Annotated in this window: 18 protein-coding genes; 13 read left to right on the top strand and 5 right to left on the bottom strand. The window is 71.1% G+C overall.

The features are described 5' to 3' along the window. Window positions 1-49: 49 nt before the first annotated feature. Window positions 50-736: an endonuclease V gene (locus QWI33_RS03705; protein WP_289954998.1), complete on the top strand. Its 687-nt coding sequence runs from the start codon at window positions 50-52 to the stop codon at window positions 734-736. An 83-nt stretch (window positions 737-819) separates the two neighbouring features. After that, window positions 820-1269, top strand: a complete 450-nt coding sequence (locus QWI33_RS03700) for a hypothetical protein (protein WP_289954996.1) — start codon at window positions 820-822, stop codon at window positions 1267-1269. Window positions 1270-1335: 66 nt separating this feature from the next. Here the strand turns inward: QWI33_RS03700 and QWI33_RS03695 are convergent, their stop codons facing one another. Further along, entirely contained in the window at window positions 1336-1977 is a 642-nt protein-coding gene (locus tag QWI33_RS03695) for an MOSC domain-containing protein (protein WP_353895348.1), read from the bottom strand. Between the two features lie 76 nt (window positions 1978-2053). Between QWI33_RS03695 and recO the strand changes: the two genes are divergently transcribed. Further along, window positions 2054-2806: a DNA repair protein RecO gene (recO, locus tag QWI33_RS03690; RefSeq protein WP_289954993.1), complete on the top strand. Its 753-nt coding sequence runs from the start codon at window positions 2054-2056 to the stop codon at window positions 2804-2806. A 9-nt stretch (window positions 2807-2815) separates the two neighbouring features. On the opposite strand, the gene QWI33_RS03685 is transcribed toward recO, so the two are convergent. Continuing rightward, window positions 2816-3571 carry an alpha/beta hydrolase family protein gene (locus QWI33_RS03685; protein ID WP_289954991.1) on the bottom strand — a complete coding sequence of 252 codons (756 nt, stop codon included), beginning with the start codon at window positions 3569-3571 and terminating at the stop codon, window positions 2816-2818. A gap of 188 nt (window positions 3572-3759) precedes the next feature. Between QWI33_RS03685 and QWI33_RS03680 the strand changes: the two genes are divergently transcribed. After that, entirely contained in the window at window positions 3760-4545 is a 786-nt protein-coding gene (locus tag QWI33_RS03680; protein WP_289954989.1) for an isoprenyl transferase, read from the top strand. 212 nt (window positions 4546-4757) lie between these two features. Here QWI33_RS03680 and QWI33_RS03675 read toward each other — a convergent pair whose 3' ends face one another. Then, entirely contained in the window at window positions 4758-5609 is an 852-nt protein-coding gene (locus tag QWI33_RS03675; RefSeq protein WP_289954986.1) for an ion transporter, read from the bottom strand. A gap of 73 nt (window positions 5610-5682) precedes the next feature. On the opposite strand from QWI33_RS03675, the gene QWI33_RS03670 reads away from it, so the two are divergent. The 9 genes from QWI33_RS03670 to QWI33_RS03630 all read left to right on the top strand — a co-directional run bounded on the left by QWI33_RS03670 (window position 5683) and on the right by QWI33_RS03630 (window position 12430). After that, window positions 5683-6723, top strand: coding sequence for a permease (locus tag QWI33_RS03670; protein WP_435367546.1), 1041 nt, complete (start codon window positions 5683-5685; stop codon window positions 6721-6723). Next, window positions 6720-7427, top strand: a complete 708-nt coding sequence (locus QWI33_RS03665) for a TIGR03943 family putative permease subunit (RefSeq protein WP_289954983.1) — start codon at window positions 6720-6722, stop codon at window positions 7425-7427. Before QWI33_RS03670 ends, QWI33_RS03665 begins: the two co-directional genes overlap by 4 nt. 131 nt (window positions 7428-7558) lie before the next feature. Further along, complete coding sequence (locus tag QWI33_RS03660) at window positions 7559-8629, top strand: metal ABC transporter solute-binding protein, Zn/Mn family (RefSeq protein ID WP_289954981.1); 1071 nt, start codon at window positions 7559-7561, stop codon at window positions 8627-8629. Between the two features lie 15 nt (window positions 8630-8644). Next, entirely contained in the window at window positions 8645-9409 is a 765-nt protein-coding gene (locus QWI33_RS03655; RefSeq protein ID WP_289954979.1) for a metal ABC transporter ATP-binding protein, read from the top strand. Between the two features lie 11 nt (window positions 9410-9420). Continuing rightward, a complete protein-coding gene (locus tag QWI33_RS03650) occupies window positions 9421-10302 on the top strand; it encodes a metal ABC transporter permease (RefSeq protein ID WP_435367556.1) in 882 nt (293 codons plus the stop codon). Window positions 10303-10364: 62 nt separating this feature from the next. After that, complete coding sequence (locus tag QWI33_RS03645) at window positions 10365-10682, top strand: ArsR/SmtB family transcription factor (RefSeq protein ID WP_289954976.1); 318 nt, start codon at window positions 10365-10367, stop codon at window positions 10680-10682. Between the two features lie 26 nt (window positions 10683-10708). Continuing rightward, complete coding sequence (locus QWI33_RS03640) at window positions 10709-11092, top strand: Fur family transcriptional regulator (RefSeq protein WP_353895388.1); 384 nt, start codon at window positions 10709-10711, stop codon at window positions 11090-11092. 10 nt (window positions 11093-11102) lie between these two features. Further along, window positions 11103-11477 (top strand): antibiotic biosynthesis monooxygenase, encoded by a 375-nt coding sequence (locus QWI33_RS03635; RefSeq protein ID WP_289954970.1) that lies wholly within the window; start codon window positions 11103-11105, stop codon window positions 11475-11477. Then, on the top strand, window positions 11474-12430 hold the full coding sequence (locus QWI33_RS03630) for a hypothetical protein (protein ID WP_289954968.1): 957 nt from the start codon (window positions 11474-11476) through the stop codon (window positions 12428-12430). Before QWI33_RS03635 ends, QWI33_RS03630 begins: the two co-directional genes overlap by 4 nt. On the opposite strand, the gene QWI33_RS03625 is transcribed toward QWI33_RS03630, so the two are convergent. Both QWI33_RS03625 and QWI33_RS03620 read right to left on the bottom strand, forming a co-directional pair. Beyond that, complete coding sequence (locus QWI33_RS03625) at window positions 12427-13788, bottom strand: hypothetical protein (protein WP_289954967.1); 1362 nt, start codon at window positions 13786-13788, stop codon at window positions 12427-12429. The genes QWI33_RS03630 and QWI33_RS03625 overlap by 4 nt on opposite strands. Before the next feature lie 14 nt (window positions 13789-13802). Next, window positions 13803-15056, bottom strand: coding sequence for a hypothetical protein (locus tag QWI33_RS03620; protein ID WP_289954965.1), 1254 nt, complete (start codon window positions 15054-15056; stop codon window positions 13803-13805). Window positions 15057-15132 lie beyond the last annotated feature (76 nt).

The raw sequence follows: 15132 nt of genomic DNA, 5'->3' as shown, positions 1-15132 counted from the left end.
GCCTCTGAGGCCCTCCGCCCCGAACGACCCCTTTCGTTAGGCTCTCGACGTGAGCGATCAACCCCGAGCCGCCTATGCCCGCCTTCCGCGCGACGAGGCCGAAGCGGTCGCGATGCAGACCGAACTGGCCGGATGCGTGGTCGTCGCCGAGGACGACACTCCTATAGAGACGATCGCCGGGCTCGACATCGCCTACGACAAGGACAGCGACACCGCCATAGCGACCGCCGTCGTCATGCGCCGCGGCGACCTCGAGGTCCTCGACCAGTCGATCGTGCACGGCGCCTCCGACTTCCCGTACGTGCCCGGCCTCCTGGCCTTTCGTGAACTTCCCTTGCTGCTCAAGGCGATCGAAGCGCTCTCGATCACCCCCGACCTCTACGTGTGCGACGGCTACGGGCTCACCCACCCGCGCCGGTTCGGCCTCGCCTGCCACCTCGGCGTCGTCCTCGACGCGCCCGCGATCGGCGTCGCCAAGAACCCGCCGCACCTGCCCTGGGAGGCCCCCGGGCCCGAGCGCGGCGCGTGGACCGCGATCACCGCGAGCGGCGAGACCGTCGGCTGCGCCCTGCGCACCCAGGACGGCGTCAAGCCCGTCTACGTCTCGGTCGGGCACCGCCGCACCCTCGCCGGCGCTCGCGACCTCGTGCTCGAACTCGCCCCGTCCTACCGGCTCCCCGAACCGATCCGCGCCGCGGACCAGTTGGGCCGCAGGCGACTCGCCGCGACCGAGTGATCACGCGGTAGGGCCGCCCCTACCCCGCACCGGGACGCTGGCAGGATGGAGCCCGGCCCCCTTCCGCCAATAGCGTGGACACCATGGAAGCACCCGAAACCGTCAAGCACGCCACCCTGCTGTGGGCCACCGCGATCGCCGCCGGGATCGTCGAGACCGTGCTCGCCGTCAGCGAGATCGCCCGCGACTCCGGCCTGGACGCCGGGGTCTGGATGAACATCGGCGTCCGCTCGGCGATCTACCTCGGCGCGTTCGTCCTCGTCGCGTTCTTCGCCCGTGGCCGCCGCTGGGCCCGCGTCAGCCTCGCCCTGCTGCTCTCCGTCGTCGGCCTCGCCGCGATGGTCGTGCCCTCCGCGATGCAGCTCGCCGACGGCGAAACGCTCATCGCGGCCGTCGGCGGCGACGGCGAATTCGCCCTCGCGTTCTTCGTCGTCCGGCTCCTCCACGTCGCCGCCGTCCTGCTCGCCACGGGCCTCATGTTCAGTACCGGAGCGAACGACTACTTCCGCAAGCCCGCCCTCGCCGCCGCCTAGAGCGACAGCGCCTGAGAACGGCGGTGCCTCGGCCGAAGGCCGGGGCACCGCCGCGTGCTCGCCGTGTCAGCGGCTCCGCAGCCAATCCGCAGCGCCCGGCGGCAGCTCGGGCACCACGGCGACCGTCTCGACGAGATCCCGCTCTCCCATGGCCGCCCGGAAGAACATCGCGACCGTGACGCCGTGGTCGGGCCGGTGCGCCACCTCCATTTCGGCGCCCGCCTCGACGTGGCCCGGCTCCACCACCCGCAGGTACGGGCCCGGGCGCGCCTCGCGCGTGAACGTCTTGAGCCATCCGCGCTCGGCGATCCAGCCCCGGAACGTCGCGCAAGGGATCCGTGCGCCGGTCACCTGGAGTACCAGCCCGCCGGGTCCGGCCCACCGCTCGCCGATGAGGGCCTCGTTCACGTCGTAGCCGGTCGTCGTCAGGTTCTCCCCGAACGCGCCGGGGCCGAACTCGCGGCCGAGCAACCCGCTGAAGTGCCCGTAATCCTCGCTGCCGTAGACATATACGGCCTGGTCGGTGCCACCGTGGTGCTCCACATCCCCGACCTTGTCGCCCGCGAGCCCGACTGAGCCGTCGCCTTTGGGTCCGGGCGAGGTCACCTGCACCGGCCCGTCCACCGGCTGCTTGTCGATATACGTGGCCGTGAGGCCCTTCCACGGGTTCTCCCGCGGCCTGCCCACGTTCACACTCATGATCTTCACGGCCGGGAGCCTAACGGGACCGCGGCCGGGCCTCAACCGCATTAGGGGTGTCGGACCCTCCGGCTAGGCTTGCGACATGGGGGTGAGCACTCGGAAGCTGTTCCGCGACGACGCGGTGGTCCTGCGCACCTTCAAACTCGGTGAAGCGGATGCGATCGTCTCCCTGCTCGGCCGCCAGCGGGGCCGCTACCGCGCCATGGCCAAGGGGCTGCGCCGCACCTCCTCCAAGTTCGGGGCGCGTCTCTCGCCCTTCAGCCACGTCGACCTCCAGCTCATCGAGGGCCGCGCCGAACTGCACACCGTCACCCAGGCCGTCGGCCTGCACCTCTCCGGCGGCGCGATCGCCGCTGACTGGACCGCGTACACCGCCGCGTGCGTGATCGCCGAGGCCGCCGAGCGGCTCGTCCCCGAAGACCACCAGCCCGACCTCGACGTCTTCCAGCTCACGCTCGGCGCGTTCCGGGCGCTGGCCGAGACCGACCTGCCCGCCGTGCTCATCATGGACTCGTACCTGCTGCGCGGCATGAAGACCGCCGGCTGGGCGCCCTCGCTCGACGAGTGCGCCAGCTGCGGCAAGGACGGCGACCACCGGGCCTTCGCGGTGGCGGCCGGCGGCGCGGTCTGCGGCGACTGCCGCCCCGGCGGCGCGACGGTGCCGAAACCGGCCTCGATCGAACTCATGCGCGCGCTGGAGAAGGGCGACTGGGCGAATGCGACGGCGGCCGACCCCCGCCAGCGCTCCGAAGCGGCCGGGCTCATCGCCGCCCACTTCCAGTGGCACTCCGAGCGGCCCTTGAAGACGCTGAAGTACGTGCCGCACCAGTCCTGAAACGCGCGCTCAGGTGGTGCGGAGCAGGAACTCGACGGTGAGGTCGAGCAGTCTCGCGCGGGCGGGCACGGTCTCGAAGCAGTGGTCGAGGTCCTCGAAGCGGTGCAGTTCGAGCCGGTCGCCGTAGGTCCGGCGGTAGTCGTCGACCACGTCGTCGGGCAGGAGTTCGTCCTCGGTGCCGTAGGCGAGCAGAGCCGGCCCGGTGTGCGCCGCGGCGTCGGCCCACGGGTCGATGCCGAAGCCGTCCTCGACGAAGCGGCGGGTCACGGGCCTCCCGCCCAGGTCCTGGTAGCCGTTCTCGAGGATCTCGGGCCAGTACGCGTCCTCGTCGGGCTCGTTCGCCTCGACCGCGAGTGCGGCCGGGGCCCACAGCGCCAGTGACCGCACGGGGTGCTTCGCGGCGGTGAGCGATGCGGTGAGACCGCCGAGGCTCATGCCCATGAGCGAGAGGCGGTCAGGGTCGAGCGCGCGGTGGGAGGCCAGCGTCTCGAGCACGGCGCCGGCCTGCGCGACCTGGTCGGAGACCGTGAGGTCGGCGAAGTCGCCGTCGGATTCGCCGCAGGCGGCGAAGTCGAACCGGTAGGCGGCGAGCCCTTCGGCGGCGAGGCGCCGGGCGAGGGCGGTGAAGATGTTGCCGAACTCGAAGCGGTTGGAGCCGAAGCCGTGGCAGAGGACGACGGCGGGCGCGGGGGAGGGGTGCGGCCGGGGGAGGTGGAGGACGCCGCGGAGGGTGCGGCCGGCGTGCTCGACGTTGAGAGGTTCCACGGCCCGAACGTAACAGAGCGCCTACCCGGCCGCCATGGCGTAAAGGCGCTCCGGCCCCGATGCGGGCACCGTGGCGGATGCCGGGCGGCTGCTTCGGGATCCGCACCGGGCCAGGCGTGCTCAGGGCCTCTGCCCGGCCCGGATTAGGATCGAGGCCCCCGCTGACGACTTGGCCGCCTGGAGGTCCTGTGAGCCGCACGTACGAGCCGCCGAAACCGCACCCCTCTGGGGCGGTCCCGCCCGCGCTGCCGCGCGAGCTGGTGCCCAGGCACGTGGCGCTCGTCATGGACGGCAACGGCCGCTGGGCCAAGGAGCGCGGCCTGAAGCGCACCGAGGGCCACACCATGGGCGAGGCCTCGCTCTTCGACACGATCGAGGGCGCGATCGAGATGGGCATCTCCACGGTCTCGGCCTACGCCTTCTCGACCGAGAACTGGCGGCGCAGCCCCGACGAGGTCCGCTGGCTCATGGGCTTCAACCGCGACGTGATCCACCGCCGCCGCGACGAGCTGCACGCCATGGGCGTGCGCATCCGCTGGGCCGGGCGCCGCCCGAAGCTGTGGAAGAGCGTCATCAGCGAACTCGAAGTCGCCGAGGAGATGTCGAAGAAGAACGACAAGATCACGCTGCAGTTCTGCGTGAACTACGGCGGTCGCGCCGAGATCGCCGACGCCGCGGCGGCGCTCGCGCGCGACGTGAAGGCCGGGCGGCTCAACCCCGAGCGCATCACCGAGAAGACCTTCGCGAAGTACCTGTACAACCCGGACCTGCCGGACGTCGACCTGTTCCTGCGCCCGTCGGGGGAGCAGCGCACCTCGAACTTCCTGCTGTGGCAGTCCGCGTACGCCGAGATGGTGTACCTGGACGTGCTCTGGCCCGACTTCGACCGCCGCCACCTGTGGCACGCCTGCGAGATCTACGCGAGCCGCGACCGCCGCTTCGGCGGAGCCGTGCCGAACCCCGTCGCGCCGTAGGCAGAAGACCGAGGTTGGGCGGCGGCGGAGCCGAATCTGAAGTGCAGTGGCGGAGCCGTGCCGAACCCCGTGGTGCCCTAGGCGGAAGACCGGGGCCGGGGCGGCGGCGGAGCCGAATCTGAAGTGCAGTGGCGGAGCCGTGCCGGACCCCGTGGTGCCCTAGGCGGAAGACCGGGGCCGGGACGGCTTAGCCGTGCCCGATCCGGTGCCCGCTACCTGAACGGGGTGTAGCCCCGGCCGCGCTCCTGGTCCGCCTGGAGCTTGTCGACCGTGACCTGCAGCTTGTCGATCCGCTCCAGGATGATCGCGGTGTCGGCCGAGATCTGGTCGTCTATGTCGTCGAGGCGCTGCGCCTCCTCCATCGACGCGAGCACCACGCCGAGCAGCAGGTTGACCAGCACGAACGCGCCGAACAGGATGAACACCAGGTAGTACGGCAGGGTCCATATGTTGTTGGCCATGCTGTTGCGCATGACGTTCCCCATGTCGTCGAACGCCACCAGCTGGAAGAGGTTCAGCAGGGCCTTGCCGACGGTGCCGAAGTGGTCGGGGTCGCTGGCGCTGAACGCGATCCATCCGACCATCGCCCACAGGTACATGACCACGCCGGTCAGTGCGAACACGCCCGCCGACTTGGGAATCGCCTTCCCGGCCGCGACGAGGAGCAGGCGCAGCGACGGCAGGTTCCGGAATATTCGCACGATCCGCGCCAGCCGCAGCATTCGCAGGATCGTCACGTTCTCGCGCAGGCCCGGCATGAACGACGCGAACACGATCACGAAGTCGAAGACGTTCCAGGCGTCCTTGAAGAACCGCAGCGGCCGGCGCCCGAACGAGAGGAGCCCGGCCATCACCTCGAACGTGAAGAACCCGAGGCACACGAGGTCCACCCTGTGGAGGAGCTTCGCGACCTCGGCCGAGTGCGGGAAGGTCATGGCCCCCAGCGCGGCCGCGTTCACGATGATCACCACCATCGACACCATCTGGAACCGAGGGTTCGCCAGCAGCCACCGGCAGGCGGCCGGGACGCGGCTGGGATCGGTACCTAGGGTGGGAACGCGCACCGCCCAAGAGTAATAAAGCGGAACCCTCACGTACTGGTGGGTCACGTCGGGCGGCCGATGTTCACCTGCGGCCATGCCGCACAATGGCAGCGTGAGCGCCGAACTCGCCAAGGCCGAGACCCCCGCCGAGAGATCGGCCACTCCCGTGCCCGCGCCCCCGGGCCGCCGCCGCGGGCTCACCTCGATCGAGGCCCTCGCGCTCCTGCTCATCTTCGGGCTCACCGCCCGCCCCGGCCTCACCAAGATCTTCTCCGCCCCCGCCGCCCAGGCCTGGTCCGCCCGGTTCGTGGCGGTCTGCGTGCAGGCCTTCCCGTTCCTCGTCCTCGGCGTGGTCCTCTCCGCCGCCATCGCGGCGTTCGTGCCCGCCGGGTTCTTCCACAAGGTCGTCCCCAAGCGCACGGTCCTCGCCGTCCCCGTCGCCGGGGTCGCCGGGGCCGTGCTGCCCGCCTGCGAATGCGCCTCCGTACCGGTCGCCGGGGCGCTCGTGCGCCGCGGCGTCGCCCCCGCCGCCGCGTTCACCTTCATGCTCGCCTCGCCGGCGATCAACCCGATCGTCGTCGTCTCGACGATCGTGGCCTTCCCCGGCAACCCCGAGATGGTCTTCGCCCGCGTCGCCGCCTCCCTCGCCGCCGCGATCACGATCGGCTGGCTCTGGGCCCGCCTCGGCAAGACCGAATGGCTCAAGCTGCCCAAGCACCACCACCACGAGGACGGGAAGTGGGCCGCGTTCTGGTCGGCGATCCGCCACGACTTCCTCCACGCCGGCGGCTACCTCGTCATCGGCGCGGCCATCGCCGCGAGCCTGAACACGCTCGTGCCCGAGACCTGGCTCCAGCCGATCGCCGACCACCCTGTGCTCGGGGTGCTGGCGCTGGCGGTCCTGGCGGTGCTGGTGTCGATCTGCTCGGAGTCGGACGCGTTCGTGGCCGCCTCGCTGACCCAGTTCTCGCCCACCGCGAAGCTGGCGTTCATGGTCGTGGGCCCGTTCATCGACGTGAAGCTCGCGGCGATGCAGGCCGGGACCTTCGGCCGCCGGTTCGCGCTGCGCTTCGCGCCGACCGCGTTCGTCGCCGCCGTGCTCGCGGCCGTCCTGATGGGAGCCCTGCTGCTGTGAGACGCGATGCGCAGGCGGTCATCCTGCTCCTGGTCGGCGGCGGCATGCTGCGCCTGGCCGCCACGGGGGACTACCTCAACTATGTGAAGCCGTACGCGTTCTGGCTCATCGTCCCGGCCGGGGTCATCCTCATCGCGGTCGCCGCGATCACCGGCTGGAACGCGTTCCGGGGGAAGCACGAGGCCGACGACGGCCACGGCCACGGCGAACCGAAGGTCGCCTGGCTGCTGCTGGCCCCTGTGGTCGGGATGCTGCTCGTGGCCCCGGACGCGCTCGGCTCCTACGAGGCCGAGCGCACCGGCACCGTGGTCGGCGCCGAGGAGAACCGCTCGAGCTACCCCGAGCTGCCGGGCGACGTCGACCCCGTGCCGCTCACCCTCCTCGACTACGCCGCGCGGGCGATCTTCGACGAAGGCGAGACCCTCGAGGGCCACCGCATCCAGCTGCGCGGCTTCATCCTCTACGAAGGGGACGAACCGCAGCTCGCGCGCATGGTCGTCTCGTGCTGCGCGGCGGACGCGCGGCCGGTCAAGATCGGCTTCGAGGGCGATGTGCCCGCGAGCCTGGAACCCGACCAGTGGGTCGAGGTCGTCGGCGTCTACACGGCCCGCCAGAGCCGGGATGAGATCAACGGCGAGCTGGTGCCGTACATCGAGGTCGAGTCGATGACGAACATCCCGACCCCCGACAACGAATACCAGTGACGCCGGTCATCGGCGCGTGTCGCCGATCGAGTACGTACCGAAGTGTTTACGCTGGTCGCGAGCGTTGCTCCCGTCCCGGGCGCACATATTAGATGTTGACAATGATTGTCATGACTGGGCAGAGTGCACTCATGCGCCGTTCCCGATTGATGCTCGTGCCCGCCGCCGGACTCGCGGCGGCGGCCGCCCTCGCCGCCTGCGGCTCCGGCTCCGACGACCCCGCCGCAGACGGCGAGATCAACGTCGTCACCGCCTTCTACCCCCTCACCTACGCCACCGAGCAGGTCGGCGGCGACCACGTCGCCGTCACCAACCTCACCCCCGCCGGCCAGGAGCCCCACGACCTCGAACTCGCGCCCTCCGACATCGCCGCGATCGAGGAGGCCGACTACGTCGTCTACCTCAAGGGCTTCATCCCCGAGCTCGACGCCGCCGTCGAGGAGTACGCCCCCGACAAGTCGCTCGACGTGCTCACCGCCGTCGACACCAGCGAGTACGACTACCAGCAGGCCATCGAGGAAGAGGCGCACGCCGAGGACGAGCACGCCGAAGGCGAGCACTCCGAGGACGAGCACGCCGACGAGCACGCTGAAGCGACCGCCGCCTCCGAGGAACCCTCCGCCGAAGAAGAGCACAGCGAAGAGGAGGGCCACGACCACGAGGAGGCGCCCGAAGGCGTCGACCCGCACGTCTGGCTCGACCCGATCCGCTACGGCCAGATCGGCACCGCGATCGGCGAGGCCCTCGCCGGCATCGACGACGCCAACAAGGCCGACTACACCGCCGGCGCGGAGGCCTTCAACGCCGACATGACCTCGCTCGACGCCGAGTTCACCGACGCCCTCGCCTCCCGCACCAGCGACGCGATCGTCACCTCCCACGCCGCCTTCGGCTACCTCGCCGACCGCTACGGCCTCACCCAGATCGCCATCTCGGGCCTGAGCCCCGACCAGGAGCCCGACTCCCAGCACATGGCCGAGGTCGCCGCGTACGTCGAGGCCAACGGCATCACCACGATCTTCTTCGAGACCCTCGTGTCGCCCGACATCGCCGACACGCTCGCGGCCGAGACCGGCGCCGAGACCGCCGTCCTCAACCCGCTCGAAGGCCTCACCCAGGAGCAGATCGACGCCGGCGCCGACTACTTCACTGTGATGCGCGAGAACCTGGCCACGTTGCAGGCGGCTCTGGGCGCGGCATAAGGCAGCATTAGCCCAATGCCCGTTCTCAACGTCCGCGGTGCGACCGTCTCCTACGGCGGTCGCGCCGTCGTCCGCGGCGTGGACCTCGCCGTCGAGCCCGGAGAGGCCGTGGCCCTCATGGGCGCCAACGGCTCCGGGAAGTCCACGCTCATCAAGGCCGTCGCCGGGCTCGTCCCGCTCGCCGGCGGGTCGATCGAGCTCTTCGGCGCCCCTCAGAAGCGCTTCCGCGCATGGCAGCGCATCGGCTACGTGCCCCAGCGCACCGGCGCCGCCTCCGGCGTCCCCTCCACCGCCGCGGAGGTCGTCTCCCAGGGCCGCCTCGCCCACCGGTTCCTCGGCATGCCCCCGCGCCGGGCCGACCGCGAGGCCGTGCCCCGCAGCCTCGCCGAAGTCGGCCTCGCCGACCACGCCCACTGCTCCGTCGACACCCTCTCGGGCGGCCAGCAGCAGCGCGTCCTCATCGCCCGCGCGCTCGCCACCGACCCCGACCTGCTCATCATGGACGAGCCGACCGTGGGCGTCGACGCCGAGACCCAGGCCGCGCTCGCGCGGGTCGTCTCGGACCGCATCGACGCCGGCTGCGCGGTCCTCCTCGTCACCCACGAGCTCGGCCCGCTCACCGACCGGCTCGACCGCGCCGTGGTCCTCGCCGACGGCAAGGTCGTCCACGACGGCGCCCCGCCGCGCCCCGTCGGCGAGCACGCCGACCCCCACCACGAGCACGCCCACCCGCACGCCAACGGCGACGACGCCGACGAACCCTTCTGGGGCGGCAAATGAACCTCGGCCTCTTGGACTACTTCCAGTACGAGTTCATGCAGCGCGCCCTCATCAGCGCGCTCGTCGTCGGGCTCTGCGCCCCCGCCGTCGGCGTGTTCCTCGTCCAGAAGCGCCTCGCGCTCATCGGGGACGGCCTCGGCCACATCGCGCTCACCGGCGTCGCCATCGGCTTCCTCACCGGCACCGCCCCGATGTGGACGACCCTCGCGGTCACCGTCGCCGCCTCGATCGTCATGGAGATCCTCCGCAGCCACTCCAAGACCTCCGGCGACGTCGCCCTCGCCATGATGTTCTACGGCGGCATCGCCGGCGGCGTCTACCTCACCGGCATCGCCTCCGACAAGGGCGTCGCGAACCTCCAGCAGTACCTGTTCGGCTCGCTCCTCACCGCCGGCTGGGACGAGGTCTGGACCATCGCCGTCGGCGGCACGGTCGTCGCCGTCCTCATGCTGGTGCTCCGGCCCTGGCTCGCCGCGATCTGCGCCGACGAGCAGTACGCGCGCGTCTCCGGCCTGCCCGTCGCCGCGCTCAACCTGCTGCTGCTCATCACCACGGCCGTGGTCGTCTCGGTCTCGATGCGCGCGGTCGGCCTGCTCCTGGTCAGCGCCCTCCTCGTCATCCCGGTCGTCACCGTCCAGCAGTTCACGCGCTCCTTCAAGGCCACCATGTTCGCCGCGATGGCCGCCGGCTTCCTCATCGCCGGCGCGGGCGTGCTCGCCTCCGCCGTGAAGGACGTCCCGCCCGGCTCCACGATCGTGCTCATCGGCGTCGCCGTCTTCGTCGTCACCGCCGTCCTGGCCGCCGTCGTGCGCCGCGTCCGGCGCGTGCGCCGCGGCCACCTCCCGCCCGAAGGCGAGCCGCTCGAGGTCGAACTGCCCGCCGCGAACGCATGACCGGAGCGGGACCCGCGCCACCTGGACCCGCGAAGGGACGCGGGACGCGATATTTTTGCAGTGTGCGCCACGAGCCCGAGCTAGCCGAAGAATCCACCCCAGCCGACTACGAAGCGGCAGGGGAGCTCCTGCGAGCCCTCGCCGCGCCGCTGCGGATCGCGATCGTCATGGAGCTGGCCGCCGGGCCGAAGTACGTGCACCAGATCGTCGAGACCCTGCGCGTCACCCAGCCGCTCGTCTCCCAGCATTTGCGGGTGCTCCGGGGAGCGGGTATCGTGCGCGGCACCCGGTCGGGCCGTGAGATCTCCTATTCGCTCATCGACGACCACATCGCGCACATCGTCACCGACGCCGTCCACCACGCCCGAGAGGAACGCTAGTGGCCACCAAGCCTCCGGCCGAGAACATGGCCCGCTCCACCAAGCAGCGGACCGCCATCCTCGAACTGCTCGAGCACGACGACGCGTTCCGCTCCGCCCAGGACCTTCACGCGATCCTCCGCGAAGCCGGGTCCAAGATCGGCCTCACCACCGTCTACCGGACCCTCCAGGCCTTCGCCGAGGCCGACATCGTCGACGTCATGCGCCTCCCCGGCGGCGACCACCTCTACCGCCTCTGCTCCGCCGAGGAGCACCACCACCACCTGGTGTGCCGCTCGTGCGGCAAGACCGTCGAGGTCGCCGGGCCCACCGTCGAGCGCTGGGCCAACAAGGTCGCGGCCGACCACGGCTTCACCGAGGTCGGGCACACGCTCGAACTCCACGGCCTCTGCGCCGAGTGCTCCAAGTAGGCTGGGCGCCGTGCTGGTTGTATATCGTTTCGCCGTAACCGAAGGCGAGACGGAGGCCTTCGCCCGCGATGCCGAGGGCGCGCTCGCGGCGCTGGCCTCCTGCGGGGGCTACGAACGCGGCGGCCTGGGCCGCGCGCTCGACTCCTTCACCGACGGGGAGGACGCCGCCTGGATGCTCTGGACCGAGTGGAGCGACGTCGGCTCCTACCGCCGGGCGCTTTCCAACTTTCAGGTGAAGATGTCCACCCCGCTCCTCTCCCGCGCCCTGCCCGAGGCCTCCGGCTTCGAGGTGCTCGCCGAATGCGCGCCCGGCGGCGAACCGCAGCGCACCGGTTCGGACCGCGAGGCCGACCCCGATGAGGCCCGCCGGGAGGCCTCCCGATGACCGACCGACCGAACCCCCAAGGGCCCGCACAGGACCGCGGACCGGAAGCCGAACGGGACCCTGCCGCCGCGACTGCGCAGGAACCGGCCGCGCCCGAAGCAGCGTCGCCCGAGCCTGACGCCGCCGCGCAGGCCTCGCCGCTCGAGCCCCTCCCGGTGTCGGTCCCGATCGAGCCCATCCCCTTGGAACCCACGCCGCCGCTGCCCACGTCCACGGCCGGACCCGCCCCCGAGCCGGAGTCGCCGCAGTCGCGCGAGCCGGTCCAGGCCGAGCCGCACACGTCCATCGCACCGGTGGCCGAGCCCTCCGCTCCGGCGCAGATCGCCCCGGACTCCGGCGCGCCCCCGATCCCGATGGAACCCGAACCCTCCGTCCCCGACCACGTGTCGCCCGACCAGGGCGCGCCCGTCGCGCTCATGGCCGAGACCGAAGCGACGCTCGCGCTTCCCCCCACCACCAAAGAGGTCGAGCCTCCGCCGGTGCCGTCGAGCCCGCCGCCGCCCACCGGCGTGCCGGTCCCGTTCGCGGCCCCGCCGACCGGGCACTCCCGGTTCTTCGGCGCGAAGCTCGGCTTCGGCATCGCCGGCAGCGCGCTGGCCGTCATCATCGTCGCCGTCGCCGTCGTGTTCGCCGTCTTTGTCTTCATGAACTCGGTCACCGAAAAGGTCGAGGGCACCGCCGAGGACTTCGTCGGCGCGATCGCCGAGGACGACTGGGACACCGCCTACGCGATGCTCTGCGACTCCTACCGCGAGCGCCCGGTCGGGGACTACACGGACGAGTGGGAGGGCTGGGACGCCGAGGGCGCCGAGGTCCAGGACATGAACCCCAGCACCGGCAACGTCACGGTCGAGTTCGCCGACGGCTCCGCGATCGAGCTGACCATCGCCATCGAGCAGACCTCCGAGAGCCTCAGCACCAGCGTGTGCGGCTGGAGATCGGTGACGGTCTAGTACCCGCCCCCGTAGGGCGGCTGCTGCGGCGGATACTGCCGCTGAGGCGGCTGATGCCCCGGCTGCGGCTGCTGGGCGTACGGACCGGGCTGCTGCGGGGCCTGGTGCTGCTGCTGCGGATAGCCTTGCGGCGCTTGGTATCCCTGCTGCGGGTGCCCGGGTGGGGCCGGTCCGGTCGGCGGCTGGCCCGGCAGCGATCGCCCCTGCGCCCCGGGCTCGTATGAGACGACGGTCTGCCGCCCTGGCGTCCAGGAGCGGACGCCGCGCAGGAACACCATGATGAAGGCGAGCACCGCGAGCACGGTGAAGACGCCCCCGGCGGCGGTCGCGACGATGTACACCGTGAACGCATCCGAGCCGGATTCCGTCGCGTTGACGCTCGTCGCGAGCACCCACATCGCACCCGCGACGGTGGCGAGGCCGACCCAGACCGGGGTGAAGACGCGCGCCCAGAAGCGTCCGCGCTGCAGGCCGACCGCCGAGATGATCGCCAGCGTCCCGAGGACGGCGAACCCGACCACGCCGGTCACGCCGAGGAGCATGAGGTCGGAGTCCATGAAGTGGTCGAACGGGCTCGACGCGCTCTCCCAGCTGTCGAGGCCGTCTTCGAAGTCCAACTGTGCGAACCGCAGGCCGACCCAGACCCAGGTCAGCGCCAGCAGCGCGAGGAACCACAGCGCGAGCTGCACGAAGGTGACCGAGCCCGGTTTCGTCTCGGGGCGTTCGGGTTCGAGCTCCACGAGCACGCCCCGCGCGCCCGGGGCCGGGAAGCCGATCGACCGGACCTCGCCGCGTTCGATGCGGTGCATGAGGATCCAGCCGCGCGCCGACTTCGAGCCGAGCAGGACGGTGAGGGTGCCATAGAGACCGCCGAGCACCACGCCGATGAGGACCGGCAGCGGCGTCAGCTCGATGACGCTCAACCCGAACACGATCGCGAAGGCGGCGATGGCGAGACCGAGGACGGCGCTCACGAGCGCCCAGATCCACGCCCAGCGCTTGCCGCGGGTGATCTGGACGGGAGTGATCATCGACTGGATCGTGGAGTACACGGCGAAGGCCAGGCCGATGAGGGCAAGCGGGTTCTCGTACTCGATCGCGTTCATGACCGAGAACAGGTCGCCGACCGCGGCGACGGCCGCGAGGATCCACAGGATCACCTGGATGCCGAGGATGCTGCGGGGCTTCGCCATCGTCATCTCCGGCGGCGGCAGCCGGCCGGGGACCGGTTGGCCGATCGGGGACTCGATGGGGCCGTACGCGCCGCCGGGCCCGGCGAGCTGCGGCCCGCCGTAAGGCCCGCCGGGCTGCATCCCGACGCGGTCGGGCGGGGGCGGCGGGAGCTGGTTGTAGGACATGCCTGCCTCGGGCGTCAGTACTGCGGCGGGTAAGGCGGTTGCTGCTGCTGCTGGGGATAGCCCGGGTGTGTCTGCTGCGGGTGGCCGCCCTGCGGCTGTCCCATGGGGACCACCATGATCAGCGCGGTCGCGGGCTTGCCGGGCGTCCACGCCTTGACACCGGGCGTCAGGACCGCGATGAAGACAGTGAGGACCAATGCGGCAACGGCGATGTCGCGGGCGAGGGTCACGGTCCACGACGTGCGCATCGGCGGCGGCATGATGTCTGCGAAGACGAGGAACTCGCGCAGGTTGCTCACCGCGACGAACCCGGCCGCGAGGATGAGGACGGGGGTCCAGATGAGCGTGTAGACGCGTGCGCCGAACTTCCCGCGATGCAGTCCGATCGCCGAGATCAACGCGTTCACCAACACGAGGAATGCCGCGATTCCCGCCATGAGCGGCAGCCTGGAGCCGTTGAACCACGCCGGGTCGTTCTCGGCCAGGACCATCGAGCCGCTGAGGGCCAGCTGGAGCCGAACGGCGCCGTAGATCGTCCACACGCCCAAGGCGATCAGCAGGCCGAGCACCACGATGGTGAACGTGACGCCACCGGGCTTGGTGTCCGGGCGCTGCGGCGCTGCCGGTCCCTGCTGACCCATGCCCATCGGTGCCGTGCCGGGCATCCCGCCCATGCCCATGCCGGGCGCCTGCACCTCACCTCTCTGGATGCGGTGCATGAGGATCCACTGCCGTGCGGACTTGGTGCAGAGCAGGATGAGGAGCGTTCCGTAGAGGGCGGCGAGCGGGCAGGTGATCAGGAGCATGACGTCGCCGCCGGTGTCCCAGAAGATGGTCCCGTAGACAATCCCGGTGCAGGCCAGAGCGAGACCCAGGATCGCGCTGACGAGCGACCAGATCCACGCCCAGCGCTTGCCGCGCGAGATCTGCACGCCGCTGGCGAGCGACTGGATGGCCGAGTACACGGCGAACGCGAGTCCGATGAGGCTGAACGGGTTGAAGAACTCGACCATGCTCATGATCGAGAGAACGTTCCCGACCGCGCTCACGGCCAGGAAGACATAGAGGATCACCTGGATGCCGGTGATCGTGCCGGGCTTGCTCATCGACAAGCCGACGGGCATCTGCCCGGGTATGGGCTGGTCGGGGGCGTACTGCGCCGGGCCGTACGCGCCGCCGGGGCCCATCTGCTGCGGTCCCGGCGGTGGCGGCGGGGCGGGCTGGTACTGGAGGTGCATCCGGTCCGGGGGCGGGGGCGGCATCGTCATGCGGGGCGTGTTCCTCTTGGCTACTGGGGCTTCGGTAGCGGTCACCTTACCGGACCTCACCCGTTCGGGCGGTGCC

This window comes from Glycomyces tritici (assembly GCF_030403505.1).
The sequence above is the reverse complement of the archived record's forward strand: the minus strand, read 5'-3'. Positions and strand labels throughout refer to the sequence as shown.

Excerpts from the sequence above, each read along its gene's own strand:
- QWI33_RS03700 (WP_289954996.1), top strand. The coding sequence starts at position 820 with ATGGAAGCACCCGAAACCGTCAAGCACGCCACCCTGCTGTGGGCCACC.
- recO (WP_289954993.1), top strand. The coding sequence starts at position 2,054 with ATGGGGGTGAGCACTCGGAAGCTGTTCCGCGACGACGCGGTGGTCCTG.
- QWI33_RS03670 (WP_435367546.1), top strand. The coding sequence starts at position 5,683 with ATGCCGCACAATGGCAGCGTGAGCGCCGAACTCGCCAAGGCCGAGACC.
- QWI33_RS03660 (WP_289954981.1), top strand. The coding sequence starts at position 7,559 with ATGCGCCGTTCCCGATTGATGCTCGTGCCCGCCGCCGGACTCGCGGCG.
- QWI33_RS03655 (WP_289954979.1), top strand. The coding sequence starts at position 8,645 with ATGCCCGTTCTCAACGTCCGCGGTGCGACCGTCTCCTACGGCGGTCGC.
- QWI33_RS03640 (WP_353895388.1), top strand. The coding sequence starts at position 10,709 with ATGGCCCGCTCCACCAAGCAGCGGACCGCCATCCTCGAACTGCTCGAG.
- QWI33_RS03630 (WP_289954968.1), top strand. The coding sequence starts at position 11,474 with ATGACCGACCGACCGAACCCCCAAGGGCCCGCACAGGACCGCGGACCG.
- QWI33_RS03625 (WP_289954967.1), bottom strand. The coding sequence starts at position 13,788 with ATGTCCTACAACCAGCTCCCGCCGCCCCCGCCCGACCGCGTCGGGATG.
- QWI33_RS03620 (WP_289954965.1), bottom strand. The coding sequence starts at position 15,056 with ATGACGATGCCGCCCCCGCCCCCGGACCGGATGCACCTCCAGTACCAG.